The organism is Nonomuraea sp. NPDC049709 (assembly GCF_040674815.1).
In the GTDB taxonomy this organism is placed as follows: domain Bacteria; phylum Actinomycetota; class Actinomycetes; order Streptosporangiales; family Streptosporangiaceae; genus Nonomuraea.
Genome location: NZ_JBFANM010000027.1, coordinates 20,184 through 38,475 on the forward strand (window position 1 = coordinate 20,184; position 18,292 = coordinate 38,475).

17 protein-coding genes are annotated in these 18,292 nt (G+C 73.3%); 12 read left to right on the forward strand and 5 right to left on the reverse strand.

From position 1 onward, the window contains the following. The first annotated feature begins 194 nt into the window (after positions 1-194). On the forward strand, positions 195-1,229 hold the full coding sequence (locus tag AB0J69_RS26620) for a LacI family DNA-binding transcriptional regulator (protein ID WP_364122432.1): 1,035 nt from the start codon (positions 195-197) through the stop codon (positions 1,227-1,229). Beyond that, entirely contained in the window at positions 1,226-2,221 is a 996-nt protein-coding gene (locus tag AB0J69_RS26625; RefSeq protein WP_364122434.1) for a hydroxyacid dehydrogenase, read from the forward strand. Before AB0J69_RS26620 ends, AB0J69_RS26625 begins: the two co-directional genes overlap by 4 nt. 27 nt (positions 2,222-2,248) lie before the next feature. Here the strand turns inward: AB0J69_RS26625 and AB0J69_RS26630 are convergent, their stop codons facing one another. After that, positions 2,249-3,685: an MFS transporter gene (locus AB0J69_RS26630; RefSeq protein WP_364122436.1), complete on the reverse strand. Its 1,437-nt coding sequence runs from the start codon at positions 3,683-3,685 to the stop codon at positions 2,249-2,251. A gap of 135 nt (positions 3,686-3,820) precedes the next feature. On the opposite strand from AB0J69_RS26630, the gene AB0J69_RS26635 reads away from it, so the two are divergent. Next, positions 3,821-4,279 carry a MarR family transcriptional regulator gene (locus tag AB0J69_RS26635; protein ID WP_364122438.1) on the forward strand — a complete coding sequence of 153 codons (459 nt, stop codon included), beginning with the start codon at positions 3,821-3,823 and terminating at the stop codon, positions 4,277-4,279. Here AB0J69_RS26635 and AB0J69_RS26640 read toward each other — a convergent pair. Together AB0J69_RS26640 and AB0J69_RS26645 are read right to left on the reverse strand one after the other, a co-directional pair. Continuing rightward, positions 4,274-4,516: a hypothetical protein gene (locus AB0J69_RS26640; RefSeq protein WP_364122440.1), complete on the reverse strand. Its 243-nt coding sequence runs from the start codon at positions 4,514-4,516 to the stop codon at positions 4,274-4,276. The genes AB0J69_RS26635 and AB0J69_RS26640 overlap by 6 nt on opposite strands. 43 nt (positions 4,517-4,559) lie before the next feature. Then, a complete protein-coding gene (locus AB0J69_RS26645) occupies positions 4,560-5,681 on the reverse strand; it encodes a hypothetical protein (protein ID WP_364122442.1) in 1,122 nt (373 codons plus the stop codon). A 332-nt stretch (positions 5,682-6,013) separates the two neighbouring features. Here AB0J69_RS26645 and AB0J69_RS26650 point away from each other — a divergent pair, with 332 nt between their 5' ends. The 5 genes from AB0J69_RS26650 to AB0J69_RS26670 all read left to right on the forward strand — a co-directional run bounded on the left by AB0J69_RS26650 (position 6,014) and on the right by AB0J69_RS26670 (position 12,031). Continuing rightward, entirely contained in the window at positions 6,014-7,285 is a 1,272-nt protein-coding gene (locus AB0J69_RS26650; RefSeq protein WP_364122444.1) for a cytochrome P450, read from the forward strand. Between the two features lie 89 nt (positions 7,286-7,374). Then, positions 7,375-8,796 carry an aldehyde dehydrogenase family protein gene (locus AB0J69_RS26655; RefSeq protein WP_364122446.1) on the forward strand — a complete coding sequence of 474 codons (1,422 nt, stop codon included), beginning with the start codon at positions 7,375-7,377 and terminating at the stop codon, positions 8,794-8,796. A 16-nt stretch (positions 8,797-8,812) separates the two neighbouring features. Continuing rightward, positions 8,813-9,886, forward strand: coding sequence for a Zn-dependent alcohol dehydrogenase (locus tag AB0J69_RS26660; RefSeq protein WP_364122448.1), 1,074 nt, complete (start codon positions 8,813-8,815; stop codon positions 9,884-9,886). A gap of 1 nt (position 9,887) precedes the next feature. Beyond that, a complete protein-coding gene (locus AB0J69_RS26665) occupies positions 9,888-11,366 on the forward strand; it encodes an MFS transporter (RefSeq protein WP_364122450.1) in 1,479 nt (492 codons plus the stop codon). Further along, positions 11,363-12,031: a PHP domain-containing protein gene (locus AB0J69_RS26670; protein WP_364122452.1), complete on the forward strand. Its 669-nt coding sequence runs from the start codon at positions 11,363-11,365 to the stop codon at positions 12,029-12,031. Before AB0J69_RS26665 ends, AB0J69_RS26670 begins: the two co-directional genes overlap by 4 nt. Positions 12,032-12,255: 224 nt before the next feature. On the opposite strand, the gene AB0J69_RS26675 is transcribed toward AB0J69_RS26670, so the two are convergent. Both AB0J69_RS26675 and AB0J69_RS26680 read right to left on the reverse strand, forming a co-directional pair. Then, positions 12,256-15,597 (reverse strand): SpoIIE family protein phosphatase, encoded by a 3,342-nt coding sequence (locus AB0J69_RS26675; protein WP_364122454.1) that lies wholly within the window; start codon positions 15,595-15,597, stop codon positions 12,256-12,258. 74 nt (positions 15,598-15,671) lie between these two features. Beyond that, positions 15,672-16,085: an STAS domain-containing protein gene (locus AB0J69_RS26680; protein WP_364122456.1), complete on the reverse strand. Its 414-nt coding sequence runs from the start codon at positions 16,083-16,085 to the stop codon at positions 15,672-15,674. 82 nt (positions 16,086-16,167) lie between these two features. Between AB0J69_RS26680 and AB0J69_RS26685 the strand changes: the two genes are divergently transcribed. From AB0J69_RS26685 to AB0J69_RS26700, 4 genes are all read left to right on the forward strand, one after another. Further along, positions 16,168-17,055, forward strand: a complete 888-nt coding sequence (locus AB0J69_RS26685; RefSeq protein WP_364122458.1) for an SseB family protein — start codon at positions 16,168-16,170, stop codon at positions 17,053-17,055. Beyond that, positions 17,052-17,459: a hypothetical protein gene (locus AB0J69_RS26690; protein WP_364122460.1), complete on the forward strand. Its 408-nt coding sequence runs from the start codon at positions 17,052-17,054 to the stop codon at positions 17,457-17,459. The genes AB0J69_RS26685 and AB0J69_RS26690 overlap by 4 nt, the downstream gene beginning before the upstream one ends. 89 nt (positions 17,460-17,548) lie before the next feature. Further along, positions 17,549-17,953: a YbaB/EbfC family nucleoid-associated protein gene (locus AB0J69_RS26695; RefSeq protein ID WP_364122462.1), complete on the forward strand. Its 405-nt coding sequence runs from the start codon at positions 17,549-17,551 to the stop codon at positions 17,951-17,953. Beyond that, on the forward strand, positions 17,950-18,291 hold the full coding sequence (locus AB0J69_RS26700; RefSeq protein WP_364122464.1) for a hypothetical protein: 342 nt from the start codon (positions 17,950-17,952) through the stop codon (positions 18,289-18,291). Before AB0J69_RS26695 ends, AB0J69_RS26700 begins: the two co-directional genes overlap by 4 nt. The last annotated feature ends 1 nt before the right edge of the window (position 18,292 follow it).

The following is an 18,292-nucleotide window of genomic DNA, read 5'->3' on the forward strand; positions in this document are numbered from 1 at the left end:
CCAGGTAACCGGTTACTTCAGACGTCGTGAGGCGGACGCTAGACGCGACTGTCCCATGGCGTCAATGTACTGTTAACTTTTCGTTACAATCGTGCTGGGGTCGGGGTTGACGGGAGGAGAGGGATCTCCTAGCGTCCAGGTCATTGCTCGGGTAACCGGTTACCTCCTGAGCAGGATCTGGTGAGGGAGGCCGCATGACGAGACCCACCCGCGTCACCATCAGGGACGTGGCCCGGCAGGCCGGCGTCTCGGTCGCCACCGTCTCCCGGGTGCTGGCCGGCGACTACCCGGTCCTGCCCGCCACCCGCAACAAGGTCGTGCGGGCCGTGCGCGAGCTCGACTACGTGCCCAACGCCCACGCCCGGGCCCTGTCCGCGGCCCGGCCCGGCGCCATCGCGATCGTCGTCAACACCGTCGCGGTGCCGTACTACGCCTACATCGCCCAGGGGGTGGAGGAGCAGGCCGCGCAGGAGGGCAGGCTGTCGCTGATCTGCACCACCGGCGGCGACCCCGGCCGCGAGCTGTCGATCGTGCAACTCCTGCGCGAGCAGCGGGCCGAGGCCGTCATCCTGGTCGGCAGCGTGATCGTGGACGAGGAATACCGCAAGCGGATGACCGAATACGCGCACGCCCTGGCCGCCGCCGGCTCCCGCCTGGTCCTGTGCGGCCGCCCGCCGCTGGGGGAGGGGGTGCCGGCCCTGGTCGTCGGCTTCGACAACACCGGCGGCGCGCACGCCGTGACCGCCCACCTGCTGTCGGCGGGCCATCGCCGGATCCTGTACCTGGGCCTGCGGCCCGGCCACACCACCTCCGACTTCCGGGTGGCCGGTTACCGCAGCGCGCTGGCCGAGCACGGCGTGCCCGCGGACCCGTCGCTGGAGGTCCAGGCGGAGTTCTCCAGGGACGCCGGCCACGCCGCGATGAACCGCCGCCTGGCCGCCGGCCCGCCCGACTTCACCGCCATCTTCGCCGGCAACGACCTGCTCGCCGCGGGAGCGATCCAATCCCTGCGCGAGCATGGCCTGCGCGTGCCCCAGGACATGTCGATCGTCGGCTACGACGACGTGCCGCCGGCCGAGGACCTGCGCCTGACCACCGTGCACCTGCCGCACGACGAGCTCGGCCGGGCCGCGGTCCGCCTCGCGCTCGGCCGGCTCACCACCAGCCCCATGACGCTGGGCACCCACATCGTGGTGCGCGACTCGGTCCGGCCCCTCGGACCCCGATGACTCCACTCGTGGCCTTCGCCATGCGGCCGCCGCTGCTGCCCGAGCTGTTCCCCCTGGACCTGCGCCGCAGGCTGTCGCTGGTGACGCGGATGCACGAGCGGGTGATCGACGCCTTCGACGGGCCGCTCGACGCGGAGATCCTGATCACCGGCTGGGGCTGCCCGCGCATCGACGCCGACGTCCTGGCCGCGGCGCCCCGGCTGCGGGCGGTCGTGCACGCGGCGGGCAGCGTCAAGGGGCATCTGACGGCGGCGGTGTTCGACCGGGGCATCGCGGTGTCCTCGGCGGCGCAGGCCAACGCGGTGCCGGTGGCCGAGTTCACGCTGGCCATGCTGGTGCTGGCGGCCAAGCAGGCCATCCCCCGGGCCCGCGCGTACGCGGCGGGCGCGTGGTCGGGCGACGCGCTGCCCGGCGTGGCGACCCCGGGCGACCGGGGCGGCCTGTCCGGGGCGACGGTAGGGGTCATCGGGGCCTCCCGGGTGGGCCGGCTGGTGATGCGGGCCCTGCGCGGGCACGGGGCGCGGATCCTGCTCAGCGACCCGTACACGACGGCGGAGGAGGCGGCCGGGCTGGGCGCGCGGGCGGTGCCGCTGGACGAGCTGTGCCGGGCCGCCGAGCTGGTCACGGTGCACGCGCCGGAGCTGCCGGAGACCCGCGGCCTGCTCGGCGAGCGCCACCTGTCGCTGCTGCGCGACGGGGCCGTCGTCGTCAACACCGCGCGCGGGTCCCTGATCGACACCGGTGCCCTGGTACGGCACTGCTCCGGCGGCCGGATCGGCGCCGTCCTCGACGTGACCGACCCCGAGCCGCTCCCGCCCGATCACCCGCTGCTCGCCCTGCCCAACGTCCTGGTGACCCCGCACATCAGCGGGGCGCGGGGCAGGGAGCTGCGGCGGCTGGGGGAGTTCGCGGTGGGGGAGGTGGAACGGCTGGCCCGCGGGCGCCCGCTCAGGGGCGCGGTACGCGTGGCGGACCTGAACCGGATCGCCTGACGCGCCGCGCCGCGCCCATGGTGGTGCTCAGGGTTTGACGGCGTGCGCGGGTGCCCCGGCGGGCGCGGGCTCGGCCGCGCGGCGGGACGGGAGGGCCAGGGTGATCGCCGCGGCCAGCAGCGCGGCGCCGCAGCCGATCAGCATGCCGGTACGGAAGCCCGCCTCGGACGGCAGCGGGTGGCCGCCGAAGTCGATGGTCAGCTGCGACAGGACCAGCCCCACCACCGCGGCCGACACGGTGGTGCCGATGGAGCGCATCAGCGTGTTGAAGCTGTTGGCGGCGCCGGTCTCCGAGCGGGGCACCGCGCCCATGATGAGGGCGGGCATCGATCCGTAGGCGAAGGCGACGCCGATGCTGCAGACGCAGCCCACGACGAGCAGCCCCCAGGTGGAGCCGAGTAGGACCATCGAGGAGCCGTACCCGAGGGCCATGACGAGGCTGCCGACGATCAGCGTGACCTTGGCGCCGCGGGCGGCCGACAGCCGCGCGCCGATCGGGGAGATGAGCATCATCATCAGGCCCGCGGGGGCCATCCACAGCCCGGCGGCCAGCATCGACTGGCCCAGGCCGTAGCCGGTGGCCGCGGGGAGCTGCAGGATCTGCATGACGATCAGCGCCTGGGCGTACATCGAGAAGCCGACCACGATCGAGGCCACGTTCGTCAGCAGCACCTGCGGCCGGGCGGTGACGCGCAGGTCGACCAGCGGATCACGGACCCGCAGCTCCCACCAACCCCACAGCAGGAGGACGACCACGGCGGCGGCCAGCAGCCCGAGCGTGATGCCGCTCGACCAGCCCCAGTCGGCGCCCTTGGACACGCCCAGCAGCAGGCACACCAGGCCCGCGCCGAGGCCGAGCGCGCCGAGGAGGTCGACGCGTCCCCTGGCGGCGGCGGGCGTGACCGGCACCAGCAGCCAGATGAGCACGGCCACCGCCAGGCTCAGCGCGGCCGTGCCCCAGAACAGCGCCCGCCAGCTCGCGTACTCGGCGACGGCGGCCGAGAGCGGCAGGCCGAGCGCGCCGCCGATGCCCATGGACGAGCTCATGAGCGCGATCGAGGGGCCGAGCCGGTCGGGCGGGAGCACGTCGCGCAGGGCGCTGATGCCCAGCGGGATCATGCCCATGCCCATGCCCTGCAGGCCCCGTCCGACGAGCATGGGGGCCAGGGACCCGGCCAGCGCGCAGACGACGCAGCCCACGATGAGGGGGATCGCGCAGACGAGCATCATGCGGCGCTTGCCGTACAGGTCGCCCAACCGGCCCATGACCGGGGTCGTGACGGCTCCGGCCAGCAGTGTGGCCGTGATCACCCAGGAGGCGTTGGAGGCGGTAGTGCGCAGCAGCGTCGGCAGCTCGCCGATCAGGGGCACGACCAGGGTCTGGGTGAGCGCGGCCGTGATGCCGGCCGCCGCCATCACGGTGACGATCCCGTTGGGGCGGGTGCCGGATATGGGCTCCTCCACGCGGATCCCCCTTCTTTCTCGACGCCGGAAGCGGTGTGCGCTCTACACATAGAGTGTTACATGCACGCTTTGTGAGGATTGCACATCGCGACGGAGGATAGGCTGACGCCCACCCGAAGGGGGAGAAGGATCGGCATGGACAAGCCCACGCACCTGATCGAGTACGAGACCATGCTGCTCGGGCAGCATCGCCATCTCGACCGCAGCGCGTACATCCTGCTGAGCCGCATCCGGATGGAGGGCATGATGTCCATCGGGCAGCTCAGCGAGGCGTTCGGCCTCGACGTCTCGACCCTCAACCGGCACACCTCCGCCCTGCTCCGCGCGGGGCTGGCCGAGCGCATCCCCGACCCGGAGGGCGGGATCGCGCGCAAGTTCCGGCTCACGGAGGCGGGCGAGCAGCACCTCGACGACGAGCGGGCGCGGAACATCAACGGCCTGGAGAAGGTGCTGGCCGGCTGGACGGCCGAGGACGTCGCGGCCTTCGCCGCCTACCTCAAGCGCTTCAACACCGACATCGAACGCCTCCGCGGCCACGCCTGGCCCCGCCCCGAGCGCAAACCCCAGCAGGGGAGCGGCGCGGGGCGGCTATGACCGGCCGGAGCCCGACTTGCCCGGACGCGTGAGCAATCGGATGACCAGGGCCCCGGCGAACCAGATCGCGATGTATGCCAAGGGACGCATCATCAGATAGACCGCGTTGACCTTCTCCGTTCCCTCGGTGAAGTAGTCAACGGCCAGCCTGAGCAGGGAGAAGAACGCGACGCAGCCGGACCAGGCCAAGAGGGCCACGCGTCCTTCACGGCTCCACTGCCGCGGACGAAACACCATGGGGCGCACCTTTCGGCCAGCTGATGAAGATCCACGGTAACAGTCAGTCCTCGTCGGCCGGTCCGACGATGGTTTCGGTGCCGTCGTCCCAGCGCCAGCGCACGTGCCGTCCCCGCAGGTGGACGCCGCCGATCCACCGGTCGAGGCCGTTGAGCGTGACGTGGTCCGCCTGGCCCGCGAGCACCCGGGCCCCGGTACCGGTCAGGCGCAGGCGGGTGGCGCGGTCGACCGGCCCGCCCGCCGGGTCGGTGTCCAGCAGCGGGACGGGCGCGCGGGCCATCCGGTCCATCATCGCGAAGCACCAGTCGTCCCCGAGGTACGGGCGTGTCTCCCGGGCCGCCGCGCGGACGAACGCGGTGCCGGCGTCGGGCGCGCCGTCGGCGACGGCGGCGAGCACGCGCCGTTCGGTCAGCGACAGCCCGTCGCGGGTGGCCGGGTACTCCCGGCTGAGCCGGTCGAACGCCTCGCCGAGGAAGCGCAGCTCGGGCGAGCGGACCGCGGCGATGGCACCGAGACCGGCGGGCGTCGGCGCCCGGAAGGCGGCCCAGGCGCGGGTGGCGAGCTCCAGCGCGGCGGGGGTCAGGCGGGCGCACGCCTTCGTCGCGGGCAGCTCGCGCAGCTGCTCGGCGGTCAGCTGACCGAGGCCGCCGAACCGGGCGATGCCGGGATGCTCGCCGATGCAGATCAGGGTGATCCGCTCGGCGGGCACGCGCAGCTCGGCGAGGCGGGCGAGGATCTGGATGATCTGCAGCTGGTCGTACAGGTCCGCCTCGAACCACAGCACGTACTCGCCGTCCCGGTTCTCCTCCAGGGTGCGGTCACGCTCGGAGAACATCGCCGTGGCCTCGCCCCTGTCGTCCGCGTCGGCCTCGATGATGAAGGCGGCCCGGATCCGGCGCAGCTCCTCGGGCCCCACCGCCGGCACCGGCCCCTCGTGCAGGACGTCGCGCCAGAACACCACCCGCCGGGCGATCCCGGTGCCGGGCAGGTCGGTGGCGTCGCCATTGCTGACGTGCAGCGCCCCGGCCATCCAGTCGCCGGCGGGCCCGGTGGGGGCCGGTTGCCGCCGCCCGGCGAGGAGGTGGCTGCGGGCGGTCGCGTACGACTCGCCGGTCCTGGCCATGCGCTCGCGCACGCGCCGTTTGAAGTCGGCCTGCTTGGTCATGGTCATCTCCCGCGGCCCACCCGCGGATCCCCCAGCGACCGGTGCGGCGGACGCGCGAAACGACGACGAGACCCCGGCCGAGAGGTGGGCCTCCCTTTGCCTCCGTGGGTGACCCGGCTGGGGCGGGCCGCCGGAGGTTGGGCGCGGACGGACGCCGTCGCCAGAATAACCCACGCGACCCGGCGAGGTGCGGTTCGGGCGCCTGGCCTCGAAAGCCCTTGACGCGGTAAATGAACGAATTTTTAATTCGGTCATATGCGGCCCCCAGCACAGATGGGAACGAGGGCGATGAGAGCACAGATCGCGATCAAGGTCCGGGGCGGAGCAGTGCGATGACGGTGGACGACCGCTTCGGCGAGCGCCTCGAGGAGGCGCGCAGGAACCGCCCGGCCGGGACGCTCAGCGAGATCGTCACCGATCCGGTCTCCGACTGGGCGACCGACTTCTCCCATGTCGACCCCGCGTGGGCGGCCGATCCCTATCCGATCCAGGACGAGCTGCGGCAGCGGTGCCCGGTCGCGCGCACCGAGCGGTTCGGCGGTGCGTGGCTGCCGACCCGCTACGAGGACGTGGCGGCGATCGCGTACGACACCGAGCGCTTCTCCTCGCGCTCGATCATCGTGAGCAACGTCCGCTCGCCGAAGGAGCTGGCCCCGGTGGGCGTGGTGCCGCCGATCTCGTCCGACCCGCCGTTCCACCACGACGCGCGCAGGCTGCTGCTGCCGGCCTTCACCAAGACGGCGGTCGCCAGGCAGGAGGCGGCCACCAGGGCGTTCTGTCACGAGCTGATCGACGCGCTGGAGGGGCGGGAGCTCGTGGACGCCGCCCGGGAGTACGCCCAGCACATCCCCACGCGGGTGATCGCCGACATGCTCGGCTTCCCGCCGGAGGACGGGGAGCAGTTCCGGGATTTCGTCGAGAGCTCCCTGGAGAGCGTCAACGAGCAGCCGCAGGAGCGGATCGAACGGTTCACCAGGCTCTCGAACTACCTGCTGGCGCAGATCCACGACCACGTCGCCAACCCGCGCGACGACCTGACCACCTACCTCATCAACGCCGAGCTGGGCGGCCGCAAGCTCGAGCCGACCCACGTGGTGGGGACGATCTCGCTGCTGCTCATCGCCGGCATCGACACGACCTGGAGCGCGATCGGCGCCTCGCTCTGGCACCTGGCCAGGACGCCGGCCGACCGGGAGCGGCTGGTGGCCGAGCCGGAGCTGCTGCCGACGGCGATGGAGGAGTTCCTGCGGGCGTACGCGCCGGTCACGATGGCGCGGCTGGTGAAGCGGGACATGCGCTGGAACGGCGTGGACATGAAGGCCGAGGACTGGGTGCTGCTGTCGTTCCCGGCGGCGAACCGGGACCCGGAGCAGTTCGAGCGGGCCGGTGAGGTGGTGATCGATCGCGAGGTGAACCGGCACGTGGCATTCGGGATGGGCATCCATCGCTGCGTGGGCTCCCACCTGGCGCGGATGGAGCTGCGGGTGGCGCTGGAGGTGTGGCTGGAGCGGGTCCCGGTGTTCGGCCTGGCCGACCCGGCGGCGGTGACGTGGGCGGCCAGCCAGGTACGCGGTCCCCGCACGCTGCCCCTCCGCATCGCCTGACCCCGAGGGGCATGGCCCGCCCTGGACGGCCGGGGGAGAGGCTTCTAGAATCCAAATCTAGAATTCAACTCCCCTACTTGAGGTGGGCCATGCCGCATCGGATCTATGTCGATGGTGAGTGGGCGCCGGCCGGCGGCGGTACGGCGATACCGGTGGTGAATCCCGCCACCGAGGAGGCCTTCGACGAGGTGCCCCGTAGCGGCGCCAAGGACGTGGCCCGGGCCGTGGAGGCGGCCGCCGCCGCGCTGCCCGCCTGGTCGGCCCGGCACGCCGCCGAGCGCGCCGCGATGTGCGCGACCGTGGCGGACGGGCTGCGGGAACGTGCCGAGGAGCTGACCGGCATGATCGTCGACGAGCTCGGCATGCCGCTGCCCCTCACCGAGCTCATCCAGGTGGGGGCGCCGATCCGGACGTTCGCCTCGATGCCGGAGGTCGCGGCGGGGATCGGGTTCGAGGAACGCCTCGGCGGCTCGGTGATCCACCGGGACCCGATCGGGGTGGTCGGCGCGATCACGCCGTGGAACTACCCGCTGCACCAGATCGCCGCCAAGGTCGCCCCCGCGCTCACCGCGGGGTGCACGGTGGTGCTCAAGCCGAGCGAGGTGACGCCGCTGAACGCGTTCGTGCTGGCCGACGTGATGCACGAGGCCGGGTTCCCGCCGGGCGTGTTCAACCTGGTCTCGGGCACCGGGCCGGAGGCGGGGGAGGCGCTGGCCGGGCACCCGCTGGTGGACATGGTCTCCTTCACCGGATCCACCCGGGCCGGGCGGCGGGTGGCCGAGCTGGCCGCCGCCGGGGTCAAGCGCACCGCGCTGGAGCTGGGCGGCAAGTCGGCGAACGTGCTGCTCGACGACCTGGCCGACGCCGCCTTCGAGGACGCCGTACGCAGGGGGGTGGGCGCCTGCTTCCTGAACTCCGGCCAGACGTGTTCGGCGCTGACCAGGATGCTGGTCCCGCGCGAGCGGCTGCCGGAGGCCGAGCGGATCGCGGCGGAGGAGGCGGGCACGTACACCCCGGGCGATCCGCGCGCGGCGGATACCCGGCTCGGCCCGCTGGTCTCGGCCGTGCAGCGGGAGCGGGTGCGCGAGCACCTGCGCGCGGCGGCCGAGGACGGCGCCACCGTCCTCACCGGCGGCCCGGACGCGCCCGAGGGCCTGGAGCGCGGCTTCTACGTGCGGCCCACCGTGCTGACCGGCCTCACGCCGGAGTCGCGGATCGCGCAGGAGGAGATCTTCGGCCCCGTCCTGGTCATCCTGCCCTACGACGGGGAGGACGAGGCGGTCCGGATCGCCAACGGCACCCCGTACGGGCTGGCCGCCGGCGTCCGCGCCGCCGACCCCGAACGCGCCCTCCGCGTCGCCCGGCGCCTGCGCGCCGGGCAGATCAGGATCAACGACGGCGCGCACAACGGCCTGGCCCCCTTCGGCGGCTACAAACAGTCCGGGTACGGCCGCGAGTACGGCCGATTCGGCCTGGAGGAGTTCCTCACCACCACGTCCGTGCAGCTCTGACCCGGGGAAGAAACACATGCGAGGCGTCATCCTGCGCGAGATCGGGAAGCCCGTCGAGGTCAGCGAGGAGCTGGCGCTGCGGCGGCCGGGCCCCGGAGAGGTACGCGTGCGCCTGCGCGCGGCCGGCGTCTGCCACTCCGACCTGTCCATGTGCGAGGGCAGGCTGCCCGCCCGCCTGCCCCTGGTGCCGGGGCACGAGGGCGCGGGCGAGGTGGTCGAGCTGGGCCCCGGCGTGACCGGCCCGCCGGTGGGCACGCACGTCATCCTGTCCTGGATCCCGCCCTGCGGCGACTGCTACTTCTGCCTGGGCGGCCGGCCCAACCTGTGCGTCAGCGCCCGGGCCACGTCCGGCGCGCCCACGCTGGGCCTCGGCGCCGAGCCCGCCCACGCCGCGCTCGGCGTGGGCTGCTTCGCCGAGGAGACGGTGGTCGACGCGCGGGCGGCGATCCCGATCCCGGACGACGTGCCGTTCGACGTGGCCGCGGTGGTCGGCTGCGCGGTGCTGACCGGCGTCGGGGCCGTGGTCAACACCGCCCGCGTCCGCCCGGGCGAGTCGGCCCTGGTGATCGGCTGCGGCGGCGTCGGGATCAACGTGATCCAGGGCGCCAGGCTGGCCGCGGCCGCCCCCGTGCTGGCCGTGGACCCCTTCCCCGGCAAGCTGGAGACGGCCCGGCGCTTCGGCGCCACCCACACGACCACCCCGGACGGGCTGGCCGACGCCGTCAAGGAGCTGACCGAGGGGCGCGGGTTCGACCACGCCTTCGAGGTCGTGGGCCGCTCGGCGACCATCCGGCAGGCCTGGCAGGCCACCCGCCGCGGCGGCACCACCGTCGTGGTGGGCGCCGGCAGCGCCGACGACCTGGTCTCCTTCAGCGCCGCCGAGCTGTTCGCCACCGAGCGGCGGCTGCTCGGCTGCCTGTACGGCTCCGGCGACGTACGCACCGACTTCACCCGCCTGCTGCGCCTGTGGCGGGCCGGCCGGCTGGACCTGGACGGCCTCATCACCAGGCGGATCACCCTCGACGACGTCGGCGACGCGTTCACCGCGATGGGATCGGGCGACGTGATCCGGTCCCTGGTCACCTTCTGAGATGGGCGACCCCGGGCTGCGCTACGCGTGGCGGGTGCTGTCGGTCGTCAGCCTGGCCAGCATCCTCATCGCCCTCGGCAGCAGTTCGCTCAACGTGGCGCTGCCCGAGGTCGTCCGGCACTTCCGCTCCGGAGTCGCCGCCGCGAGCTGGATGCTGCTGTCGTTCATGCTGGCCAACACCGTGCTGATGGTGGTGTTCGGCCGGCTGGCCGACATGTACGGCCGGCGCGCCATGTACCTGTGGGGCCTGGCCACCTACACCGGCGCCAGCCTGCTGCTGGGCTTCGCCCCGGGCGACTGGTACGTCGTCGGCCTGCGCGTGGTCCAGGCGGCCGGCGGTGCGATGCTGCTGACCAACAGTGCCGCGCTGCTCACCGACGCCTTCCCGCGCCGGCACCTCGGCCGCGGCCTGGGCATCTACATGGCCTCCTTCTCGGTCGCCCAGCTCTTCGGCCCCACCCTGGGCGGCTTCCTCACCCACCGCTTCGGCTGGCAGTGGGTCTTCTGGTACAACGTGCCGCTCGGCGTGGTCTGCCTGGTCTGGGGCGCGATCACGCTGCGCCGCACCGCCGCGTCGGCGGGGGAGCGGGGCATCGACCTGCCCGGCAACCTCCTGGTGCTGGTGTCGCTGGGCGGGCTGCTGTTCGGGCTGTCGCAGGCCGCCGACCTCGGCTGGACGGACCCGGTGGTGCTGGGCGGGGTGGCGGTGTTCGCCGCCCTCGTCCCGGTGTTCGTCGTCGTCGAGCGGCGCAGCCGGCATCCGGTGGTGGACGTGCGGCTGTTCGCCGACCGGGTGTTCGGGCTGGACCTGCTGGCCTCGTTCCTCAGCACGGTCGGCAGGATGGCGGTGGTGCTGCTGGTCGCGCTCTACTACCAGGCGGTGCGCGGCGAGGATCCGGTGTCGGCCGGGCTGAAGGTGCTGCCGCTGTCGGTCGCCATGATGGTCGCCTCGATGTCGGCGGGGGCGCTGCACTCCTGGCTCGGCGCCCGCGTCGTGGCCCTGCTCGGCAACGTCGCCGGCACCGCTGGGCTGGTCGTGCTGCTGGTGACGATCTCGGCCGACGTCACCTACGCGCCGGTCTGCGTGGGCATGGTGCTGGTCGGCGCGGGCGCCGGGATGTTCATGCCCGCCACCGCCACGTCCCTGCTGGACGACCTGCCCGCGCACCGGGTGGGCATCGTCAACGCCATGCGGCTCATGGTGCAGAACACCGGCGTCGTGGTGAGCAACGCGCTGGCCCTGTCGCTGATCACGGGGCCGCTGCCGGCGGCGCTGCGGCCCGAGGTGTTCGCCGGGACCTTGTCGCGCGTCGCCCCCGGGAACGTCGGCGAGCTGATCGCCGGCTACCGGCTCACGCTGGGGGTGCTGACGGCCGTCTCCGTGCTCTCGGTGCTCGCCTCGTTCGGCGGCCGCCGCGGGGCCGCCCGCCGCCCGGCACCGGCCCTGGACGGGCACCCGGTCGAGGAGCGCACCCGATGACGGCCGCCCCGGATCCACGCCGGGCCGTGCCGGCCGGGTGGGTACGGGTGGACTGCCACGTGCACACCGTCGCCTCGGGTGATGCCGTCACCACCCTCGACCAGCTGGCCGAGCGGGTCGCGGCGCACCGGATCGACGTCGTCTGCCTCACCGACCACCACCACCTGGCCGGTACGGCGGAGCGGCTGTCACGCGCGGTCGGCGCCCGGGTGGTGCCCGGCGAGGAGATCCGTACCGGCTCGGGCGAGCTGATCGGCCTGTTCCTCACCGAACGGGTCCCGTACGTGCTGCCCGCCCGCGAGGTCGTCCGCCGGATCCGCGCGCAGGGCGGCCTCGTGTGCGCGCCACACCCGTACGACCCGCTCCGCTCCGGCGTCGGAGCCGCGCTCGACGCGATGTGCGCAGCCGGGCTGATCGACGCGGTCGAGGTGTTCAACGCCAAGACCGCCGATCCGGAGCACAACCGGGCGGCGCTGCGCACGGCACGGGCACACGGCCTGCCCGGCACGGTCGGCTCGGACGCGCACGACCCGGCCGGGATCGGGGCCGCCTACCTGGAGATGCCCGACTTCGACGGCCCCGGCTCCTTCCTGGACGCGCTGCGCCGGGCGGACCACTACGGCGAGTACCGCCCGCACGCCCGCCGCTACGGCCCCGGCTTGTGAGTCACGCGTCGGCGTGCCACCGGTGGCCGGGCAGGAACCGCACGTCGTAGCGCTGCGGGACCGTGGCGAGAGCTGCTCTCCGTCCGGATCCGCCACGAACACCCGCACCGCGCCCTGGGCGACGTAGAAGACCTCGTAGGTGTCCGGCTGCAGGTGCGCGGGGATGATCCGGCCCTTCTCGACGAAGTACGGGCGGCCCGGCTCGGGCGGGAGGTGGGAGGGGGCTACCGCGGCCGCCGGGCGGGCACATGTACCGCGAGCACGGCGATGTCGTCGTCACTCCCGGCCGGCGCCATGGCGCGCATGACGCGGGCGCACACGCTCTCCGCGCCGTTGTCCTTGCCGGTGACGGCCAGGCGCAGCTCCAGCAGCCGCTCCCCGAGCAGCTGCTCCTGGTTCTCGACGAGCCCGTCGGTGTAGAAGAGCAGCGTGCCGCCCGGCGGGACGCTGAAGGACTGGCTGCGGTAGGTGTAGCGGGGATCGACGCCGAGCGCGAGCCCGTGGAAGACCTCCAGCAGGCGGGCGCGGCCGGAGGCGGGCACCACCAGCGGGGGCAGGTGCCCGGCGTTGGCGATCTCCAGGTGCCGCCTGGCGGGGTCGAGCAGGGCGTAGCAGAGCGTGGTGAACTGGCGGGTCCCGTCGCGGTCCAGGAAGACGTTGAGCCGCTCCAGCAGCGGCGCGGGCAGCAGGCCCTCGAGGGTGTAGGCGTGGATGGCGGTACGTAACCGGCCCATCAGGGCGGCGGCCTCCACCCCCTTGCCCATGACGTCGCCGATCACGAGGGCGAGCCGGCCCTCAGGCAGGGCGATCGCGTCGTACCAGTCCCCGCCGACGAGCTGCCCGGCCGCGCCGGCCACGTAGCGGGCGGCCAGCTCGACGCCGTCGACGTCGGGCAGCTTCTGGGGGAGCAGCGACCGCTGCAGGTGCAGGGCGATCCGGCGCTCGTTGCGGTAGGCGGCGGCGTTCTCCAGGGCCAGCGCGGCGCGGTCGGCCAGCGCGGTGAGGAAGCCCTGCTCGAAAGCGTCGTCGGCCACGGGCGTGGGCGAGTCGAGGACGATCACGCCGGCCGTGTCGCCGGGGCCGCGCAGGGGCACGGCGATCCGGTCGGGAGAGCGGCGCTCGCCGAGGCCGGCCGGTGGCCCGTCCAGGGCGGAGCCGGACACGCTGCCGCGCCGGGCCAGGGGTACCGGAACGCCGCGGCCGGAGGAGGGCCCGGCGCCGCTCTCGCCGCCCTCGTCGAGGAGCCAGATCGCGCAGCCGGCCGCGTATTCGGGCACGAGCCACTCGCACACCGTGCCGGCGATCTCGGCGGGATCGAGGCTGGCGTGCAGCCGTTCGGTGATCTCGGTGAGCTCCCGGAGGCGCCGCGCCACCTGGTTGCGCTGCCGGGACAGCCGCAGGTGCGCGCCGACCCGGGCGACGAGCTCGACGGTGGTGAACGGCTTGATCAGGTAGTCGTCCGCCCTTGCCGACAGCCCCTCGATCGTGGCCTCCTGCCCGGCCCGCGCCGAGACCATGATGACGGGGACGGTGTGCGTACGCTCGTCCGCGCGCAGGGCGCGCAGCAGCTCGAACCCGTCGAGCCCCGGCATCATCACGTCGGTGAGCACCAGCTCGGGCGGCGCGAGCTCGACGGCCCGCAGCGCGGCCCGCCCGTCGGCGACGGCCGAGACCCGCCAGTGCGGCGACAGCAGCCGGACGAGGTGGGCGCGCATGTCGGCGTTGTCGTCGACGATCAGCACCTCGGGGGCGGGGTCGCCGGGCGAGGGCGGGTACGGCGTCCAGCCGAGCGCCTCCTGCACGTAGGCCGCCGCCTGGACCCCGTGATCGAGACCGGCCGCCGCCGCCTCCCGCACCGGGTCGGGCGCGAACGGGAGCAGCACCGTGAAGGTGGTGCCCTTCCCCTGCGTGCTCTCCACCTCGATGGTCCCGCCGTGGCGGTGGATGAGCTCGCGGGTCAGCGCCAGCCCGATGCCGCTGCCCTCCCCACTCCGGGCCCGCGTGCCGGAGACGCGGTGAAAGCGGTCGAACAGCCGCGGCAGCTCCTCGGCCGCGATCCCGACCCCGGTGTCGGTGACCGTGACCCGCGCCCGGTCGCCCGCCTCCTCCACCCGCACCCTGATCTCGCCCTCCAGGGTGAACTTGAACGCGTTGGACAGCAGGTTGAGGATGACCTTCTCCCACATGTCGCGGTCGAGGAGCACCGGCCGCGACAGTGCCGCGCACTCGACGACCAGCGCCAGCCCGCCGCGCTCGACCGCCACCTGGAAGAGGCTGACCAGCTCGCCGGTGAGCCCGGCCAGGTCGGCGGGCCGCAGGTCGGCCGGCATGGCCCCGGCCTCGCTGCGGGAGAACGCCAGCAAGGTGTTGACCAGCTTGAGCAACCGCAGGGCGTTGTTGTGAATGGTCCGCACCCGCTCGCGGTCGGCGTCCGGCAGCGGTGCCGCGAGCAGGTCCTCGGCGGGGCCGAGCATCAGCGTGAGCGGCGTGCGGAACTCGTGGCTCACGTTGGAGAAGAACATCGTCTTGGCCCGGTCGAGCTCGGCCAGTTGCTCGGCGCGGCGCCGCTCGGCCTCGAACGCGGTGGCGTTGGCCAGGGCCGCCGAGATGTGGCTGGCGGCCAGCCCGAGGAACGTGCGGCAGTCGTCGTCCAGCGGCCGCGCGCTGCTGACCCCCGCCACCAGGAAGCCCGCCGGGCGCTCGGCCCCCGCCTGCAGCAGCGGTGAGATCATCGCCGTGTGGGGCGGGTCGAACCCCGCCCTGGTCAGCCGGGTCGGCTCGAAACCGGCCGGGCACGGCACCTCCTGCGGGCCGCCGAGCGCCGCCGCCAGCGGCCAGCAGGCGGGTCCGTCGAGATCCACCGTGATCGGGCTCAGCGGGTGGCCCGGCGGCAGGCCCGCGGCCCCGGCCAGGGTGGCCGTACGGCCGTCGGCGTCCAGCAGGTACAGCAGCGCGAAGGGCACCTCGGCGAGGCTGCGCGCGAAGACGGCGGCGGCGTCCGCACACGCCTCGGCGGCGGAGGTGGCCGCGAGCGTCTGCTGGCCGAGCTCGCGCAGGATGGCCAGCCGCCGCTCGCCGACCACCCGCTCCGTCGTCTCGGTGACCGCGCAGAAGACGCCGCCGACGCCGCCCGACTCGTCCCGTACGGGGCTGTAGGAGAAGGTGAAGTAGCACTCCTCGCGGAAGCCGAACCGCTGGGTGATGAGCAGCAGGTCGTCGGAGTACGTGGCCTGCCCCCGGTCGAGCACCTGGCGCAACATCGGCCCGATCACGTCCCAGATCTCGCGCCAGCACTCCTCCGCCGGCTGTCCGAGCGCGGCAGGGTGCTTGCTGCCGAGGATCGGGACGTAGGCGTCGTTGTAGAGCTGGGCCAGCTCCGGCCCCCAGAAAATGATCATGGGAAACCGCGAGCTCAGGCAGATGCCGACCGAGCTCCGCAGGCTCTGCGGCCAGCCGGCCATCGGCCCCAGTGGCGTGCCCTGCCAGCACCGGTGGCGCATGAGCGCCCCCATCGATCCGCCTTCGCCCAGGAGGGCGTCCATGCCAGGAGGCGGGGCAGCGGTCATCACACCTCCCGATGACGAGGGATCGAACGACCATTGTGACCGGCGCACGCTCCGGTCGAAAGATCCGGTAGCACTCAGGCTCGCGGGGCGTCGCCCTCTCCCGCCGCGTCCGTCGCGGCCGCGGCGGCCGCCTGGATGGCCGCCTCGACCGAGGGCTCGATCAGGAAGAACTCGCGCAGGCCGGTGACGGACAGGATCCGGTCCAGCCGCCCCGGCACGCTCGACAGGACCAGCGGGGACCCCTGCTCGCGGCTCTGGTTCAGCAGCAGCACCAGCACGCCCACCCCCATGGAGTCGCAGAAGGTCAGGCCGCTCAGGTCCAGGACGAGTCCGGCGTAGGGGGCCACCTGCCAGGCCTCCTTCACCTGCCGGTGCAGCAGGTTCGCGCACTGGTGGTCGAGCTCGCCAGTCGCGTGGGCCACGATGACGCTCTCGTGCAGGCCGATCGAGACGGTGAAGCGCTCTGAGGAATCGCCTTCTCCGGTCATCAACCTCCATCGTTGGCCGGAAGGGGGTGGGGTGCAACCCCTCGCTGGACCGTACCGGCAGGAAGGGGGACAGAATGGGCGGATGACTGCCGATGATCACCCACCGGCCGGTCCCTTCGAGGAGCGGCTGTGGGCCGCGTACCGGGACGGGCAGCGGGCGCTGTGCCTGAGCCTGCTGCGCGAGGCCGACCTGGCGCTGCCGATCACCGCCGCCGCGGCCGAGGGGCGCGAGGCGCCCGCCTGGGCGACCGCCGCCGACGCCGGGCGTACCTGGGTGCTGGCCTACACCTCGGTCGAGGCGATGCGGCTGTCCACCGGCGGCGCCGCCACGCACTGCCGGGTCGGGTCGATGGCCGAGCTGGCCGCCGGGTGGCCGGACCCTCGGTGGGGGCTGGCGGTCAATCCCGGGCTACCGGTGGCGTTCATGCTGGAGCCGGGGACGCTGGCCCGGCTGGCGGTGCCCACGATGGCCCAGGACCTGCTGCTCGAACCCGGGTCGGGCGTGCCGGTGGTGCAGAAGCTGCTGGCGCCCGGCGACATCCCGGGGTTGCTGGCCGCGGCCGAGCCGAGGGTGTCGGGCTACTGCCACCACGCGCTGGACGTCTCGCACATCGCCACCCCGGCCGTCCTCGCCGCCGCGCTGGGCCGGCCGGACCTGCTGACCGGCAGTGGCTCGCTGAACATCCTGCGCTGGCGTCCCGTGGGCCTCGGCCTCTACCGCACCCCGTACGGCGGGACGGACGAGGAGGGCCGGGCGGCGGTGGCGGGCTGGGTGGTGGAGGAGCCGCCGTTCGTGGGCATGGGTCTGGTGCCCAGCGTCGACAACGTCATCCGCGAGTACAAGGTGTACGGCGTGGGCCTGCCCCACGGCTCCGAGATCTGGGAGCTCACCGTCGAGGGGACCGAGCACCGCAAGGCCATCTACCACGGCGACCTGCGGCGCTGGCTGCTGATCGGGACGCGGTCATGACGGCCTGGCACGGCTACCGGGCCCGCTGGCGCGGCGCCGACTACCCGGCCAGCCCCGAGCCGCACGCCCTGGAGCTGTGGGTACGCCTGCGCAGTGCCGAGCCGGTGGAGGGCTTCGAGGAGGTCGAGCCCGGCTGCCACGTGCGTACCGTCCCCGCGCCGGAGTGCGAGTCGCTGCACTTCGTGACCGTCGTGTGCCGCTGGCGCGGGGAGCCGTTCCAGGTGCACGACGAGCGGGACGGGCAGCTGCTGCTGGAATACCTCGGGGGGTCCGCGGTCACCGCTCGCGAGCTGGGGCTGGAGCGGGTCGAACGGGGCGTCTACCGCCGCTGGGTGCCCCGGTCGGAGGCCGGGGCACTACGCGAGGAAACCGTGCTTCTCACCTCCCACGAAAAACACTTTTAGGCTAAGACCTTGTTTCGTGGTGTTCATGTGACAGAAACTAACTCTTTAGGCAGATGCGTCGTAACAGGTGCGAACGTCACGAGGGGGTTATGGAATCATCGGAGCGGCCCGACGTAGCGGGGATGCGGGCGTACGCCGACGAGCTGCGCGACATGTTCACCCGGCTGCAGGACGAGGGCCTCGAACTGCACGCCAGGGCGAAGGCTGTCCAGGCGACCGAGACCTCGCGCGACGGCCTGGTCTCGGTGACCGTGGGCGCGCGCGGCGAGCTCGTCCGGATCGACCTCGACCCGCGCATCTACCGGCGCCCCGACGCCCGCGGGCTGGCCGACACGATCGCGGAGACCGCGCGGCGCGCGGCCGCCACGGCGCAGGAGCGCGTCATGAAGATCTTCGAGCCGGTGATCCCTCCCGACCAGTTCAAGGCGCACCTCGACGGTGATGTCGAGACGGTCCTGGCCCGGCTGGCGGACCAGATGGGAGGCGGCAGATGAACGGGTGGGACGGCACGTACATCGCCCGGCCCGTGGTCGACAGGGGGATCTCCCAGTGGTCCACGATGGCCGAGGAGCTTGAGAAGGCGCTGCCGCAGCTCACCGCCGAGGTCGAGGCGTGCCTGGCGACCGCTCCGTGGGGCCCGGGAGCGGAGGGCGACGCCTTCTGCCAGGCGCACTTCCGCGACAACGGCCCCATGGAGATGCTCACCCAATGCACCCGGCTCGCCCGGGGCATCACGGACGCCGGTGACCGGCTGCGCCAGGCCATCGACAACACGCTCCAGACGGACGCCGACATCCGGCACGACCTCACCGCCATGACGCGCGAGGTCTGAG

Coding starts and splice junctions, on each gene's coding strand:
- AB0J69_RS26620 (WP_364122432.1), top strand. CDS start 195: ATGACGAGACCCACCCGCGTCACCATCAGGGACGTGGCCCGGCAGGCC.
- AB0J69_RS26625 (WP_364122434.1), top strand. CDS start 1,226: ATGACTCCACTCGTGGCCTTCGCCATGCGGCCGCCGCTGCTGCCCGAG.
- AB0J69_RS26635 (WP_364122438.1), top strand. CDS start 3,821: ATGGACAAGCCCACGCACCTGATCGAGTACGAGACCATGCTGCTCGGG.
- AB0J69_RS26640 (WP_364122440.1), bottom strand. CDS start 4,516: ATGGTGTTTCGTCCGCGGCAGTGGAGCCGTGAAGGACGCGTGGCCCTC.
- AB0J69_RS26645 (WP_364122442.1), bottom strand. CDS start 5,681: ATGACCAAGCAGGCCGACTTCAAACGGCGCGTGCGCGAGCGCATGGCC.
- AB0J69_RS26650 (WP_364122444.1), top strand. CDS start 6,014: ATGACGGTGGACGACCGCTTCGGCGAGCGCCTCGAGGAGGCGCGCAGG.
- AB0J69_RS26655 (WP_364122446.1), top strand. CDS start 7,375: ATGCCGCATCGGATCTATGTCGATGGTGAGTGGGCGCCGGCCGGCGGC.
- AB0J69_RS26660 (WP_364122448.1), top strand. CDS start 8,813: ATGCGAGGCGTCATCCTGCGCGAGATCGGGAAGCCCGTCGAGGTCAGC.
- AB0J69_RS26665 (WP_364122450.1), top strand. CDS start 9,888: ATGGGCGACCCCGGGCTGCGCTACGCGTGGCGGGTGCTGTCGGTCGTC.
- AB0J69_RS26670 (WP_364122452.1), top strand. CDS start 11,363: ATGACGGCCGCCCCGGATCCACGCCGGGCCGTGCCGGCCGGGTGGGTA.
- AB0J69_RS26675 (WP_364122454.1), bottom strand. CDS start 15,597: ATGACCGCTGCCCCGCCTCCTGGCATGGACGCCCTCCTGGGCGAAGGC.
- AB0J69_RS26680 (WP_364122456.1), bottom strand. CDS start 16,085: ATGACCGGAGAAGGCGATTCCTCAGAGCGCTTCACCGTCTCGATCGGC.
- AB0J69_RS26685 (WP_364122458.1), top strand. CDS start 16,168: ATGACTGCCGATGATCACCCACCGGCCGGTCCCTTCGAGGAGCGGCTG.
- AB0J69_RS26690 (WP_364122460.1), top strand. CDS start 17,052: ATGACGGCCTGGCACGGCTACCGGGCCCGCTGGCGCGGCGCCGACTAC.
- AB0J69_RS26695 (WP_364122462.1), top strand. CDS start 17,549: ATGGAATCATCGGAGCGGCCCGACGTAGCGGGGATGCGGGCGTACGCC.
- AB0J69_RS26700 (WP_364122464.1), top strand. CDS start 17,950: ATGAACGGGTGGGACGGCACGTACATCGCCCGGCCCGTGGTCGACAGG.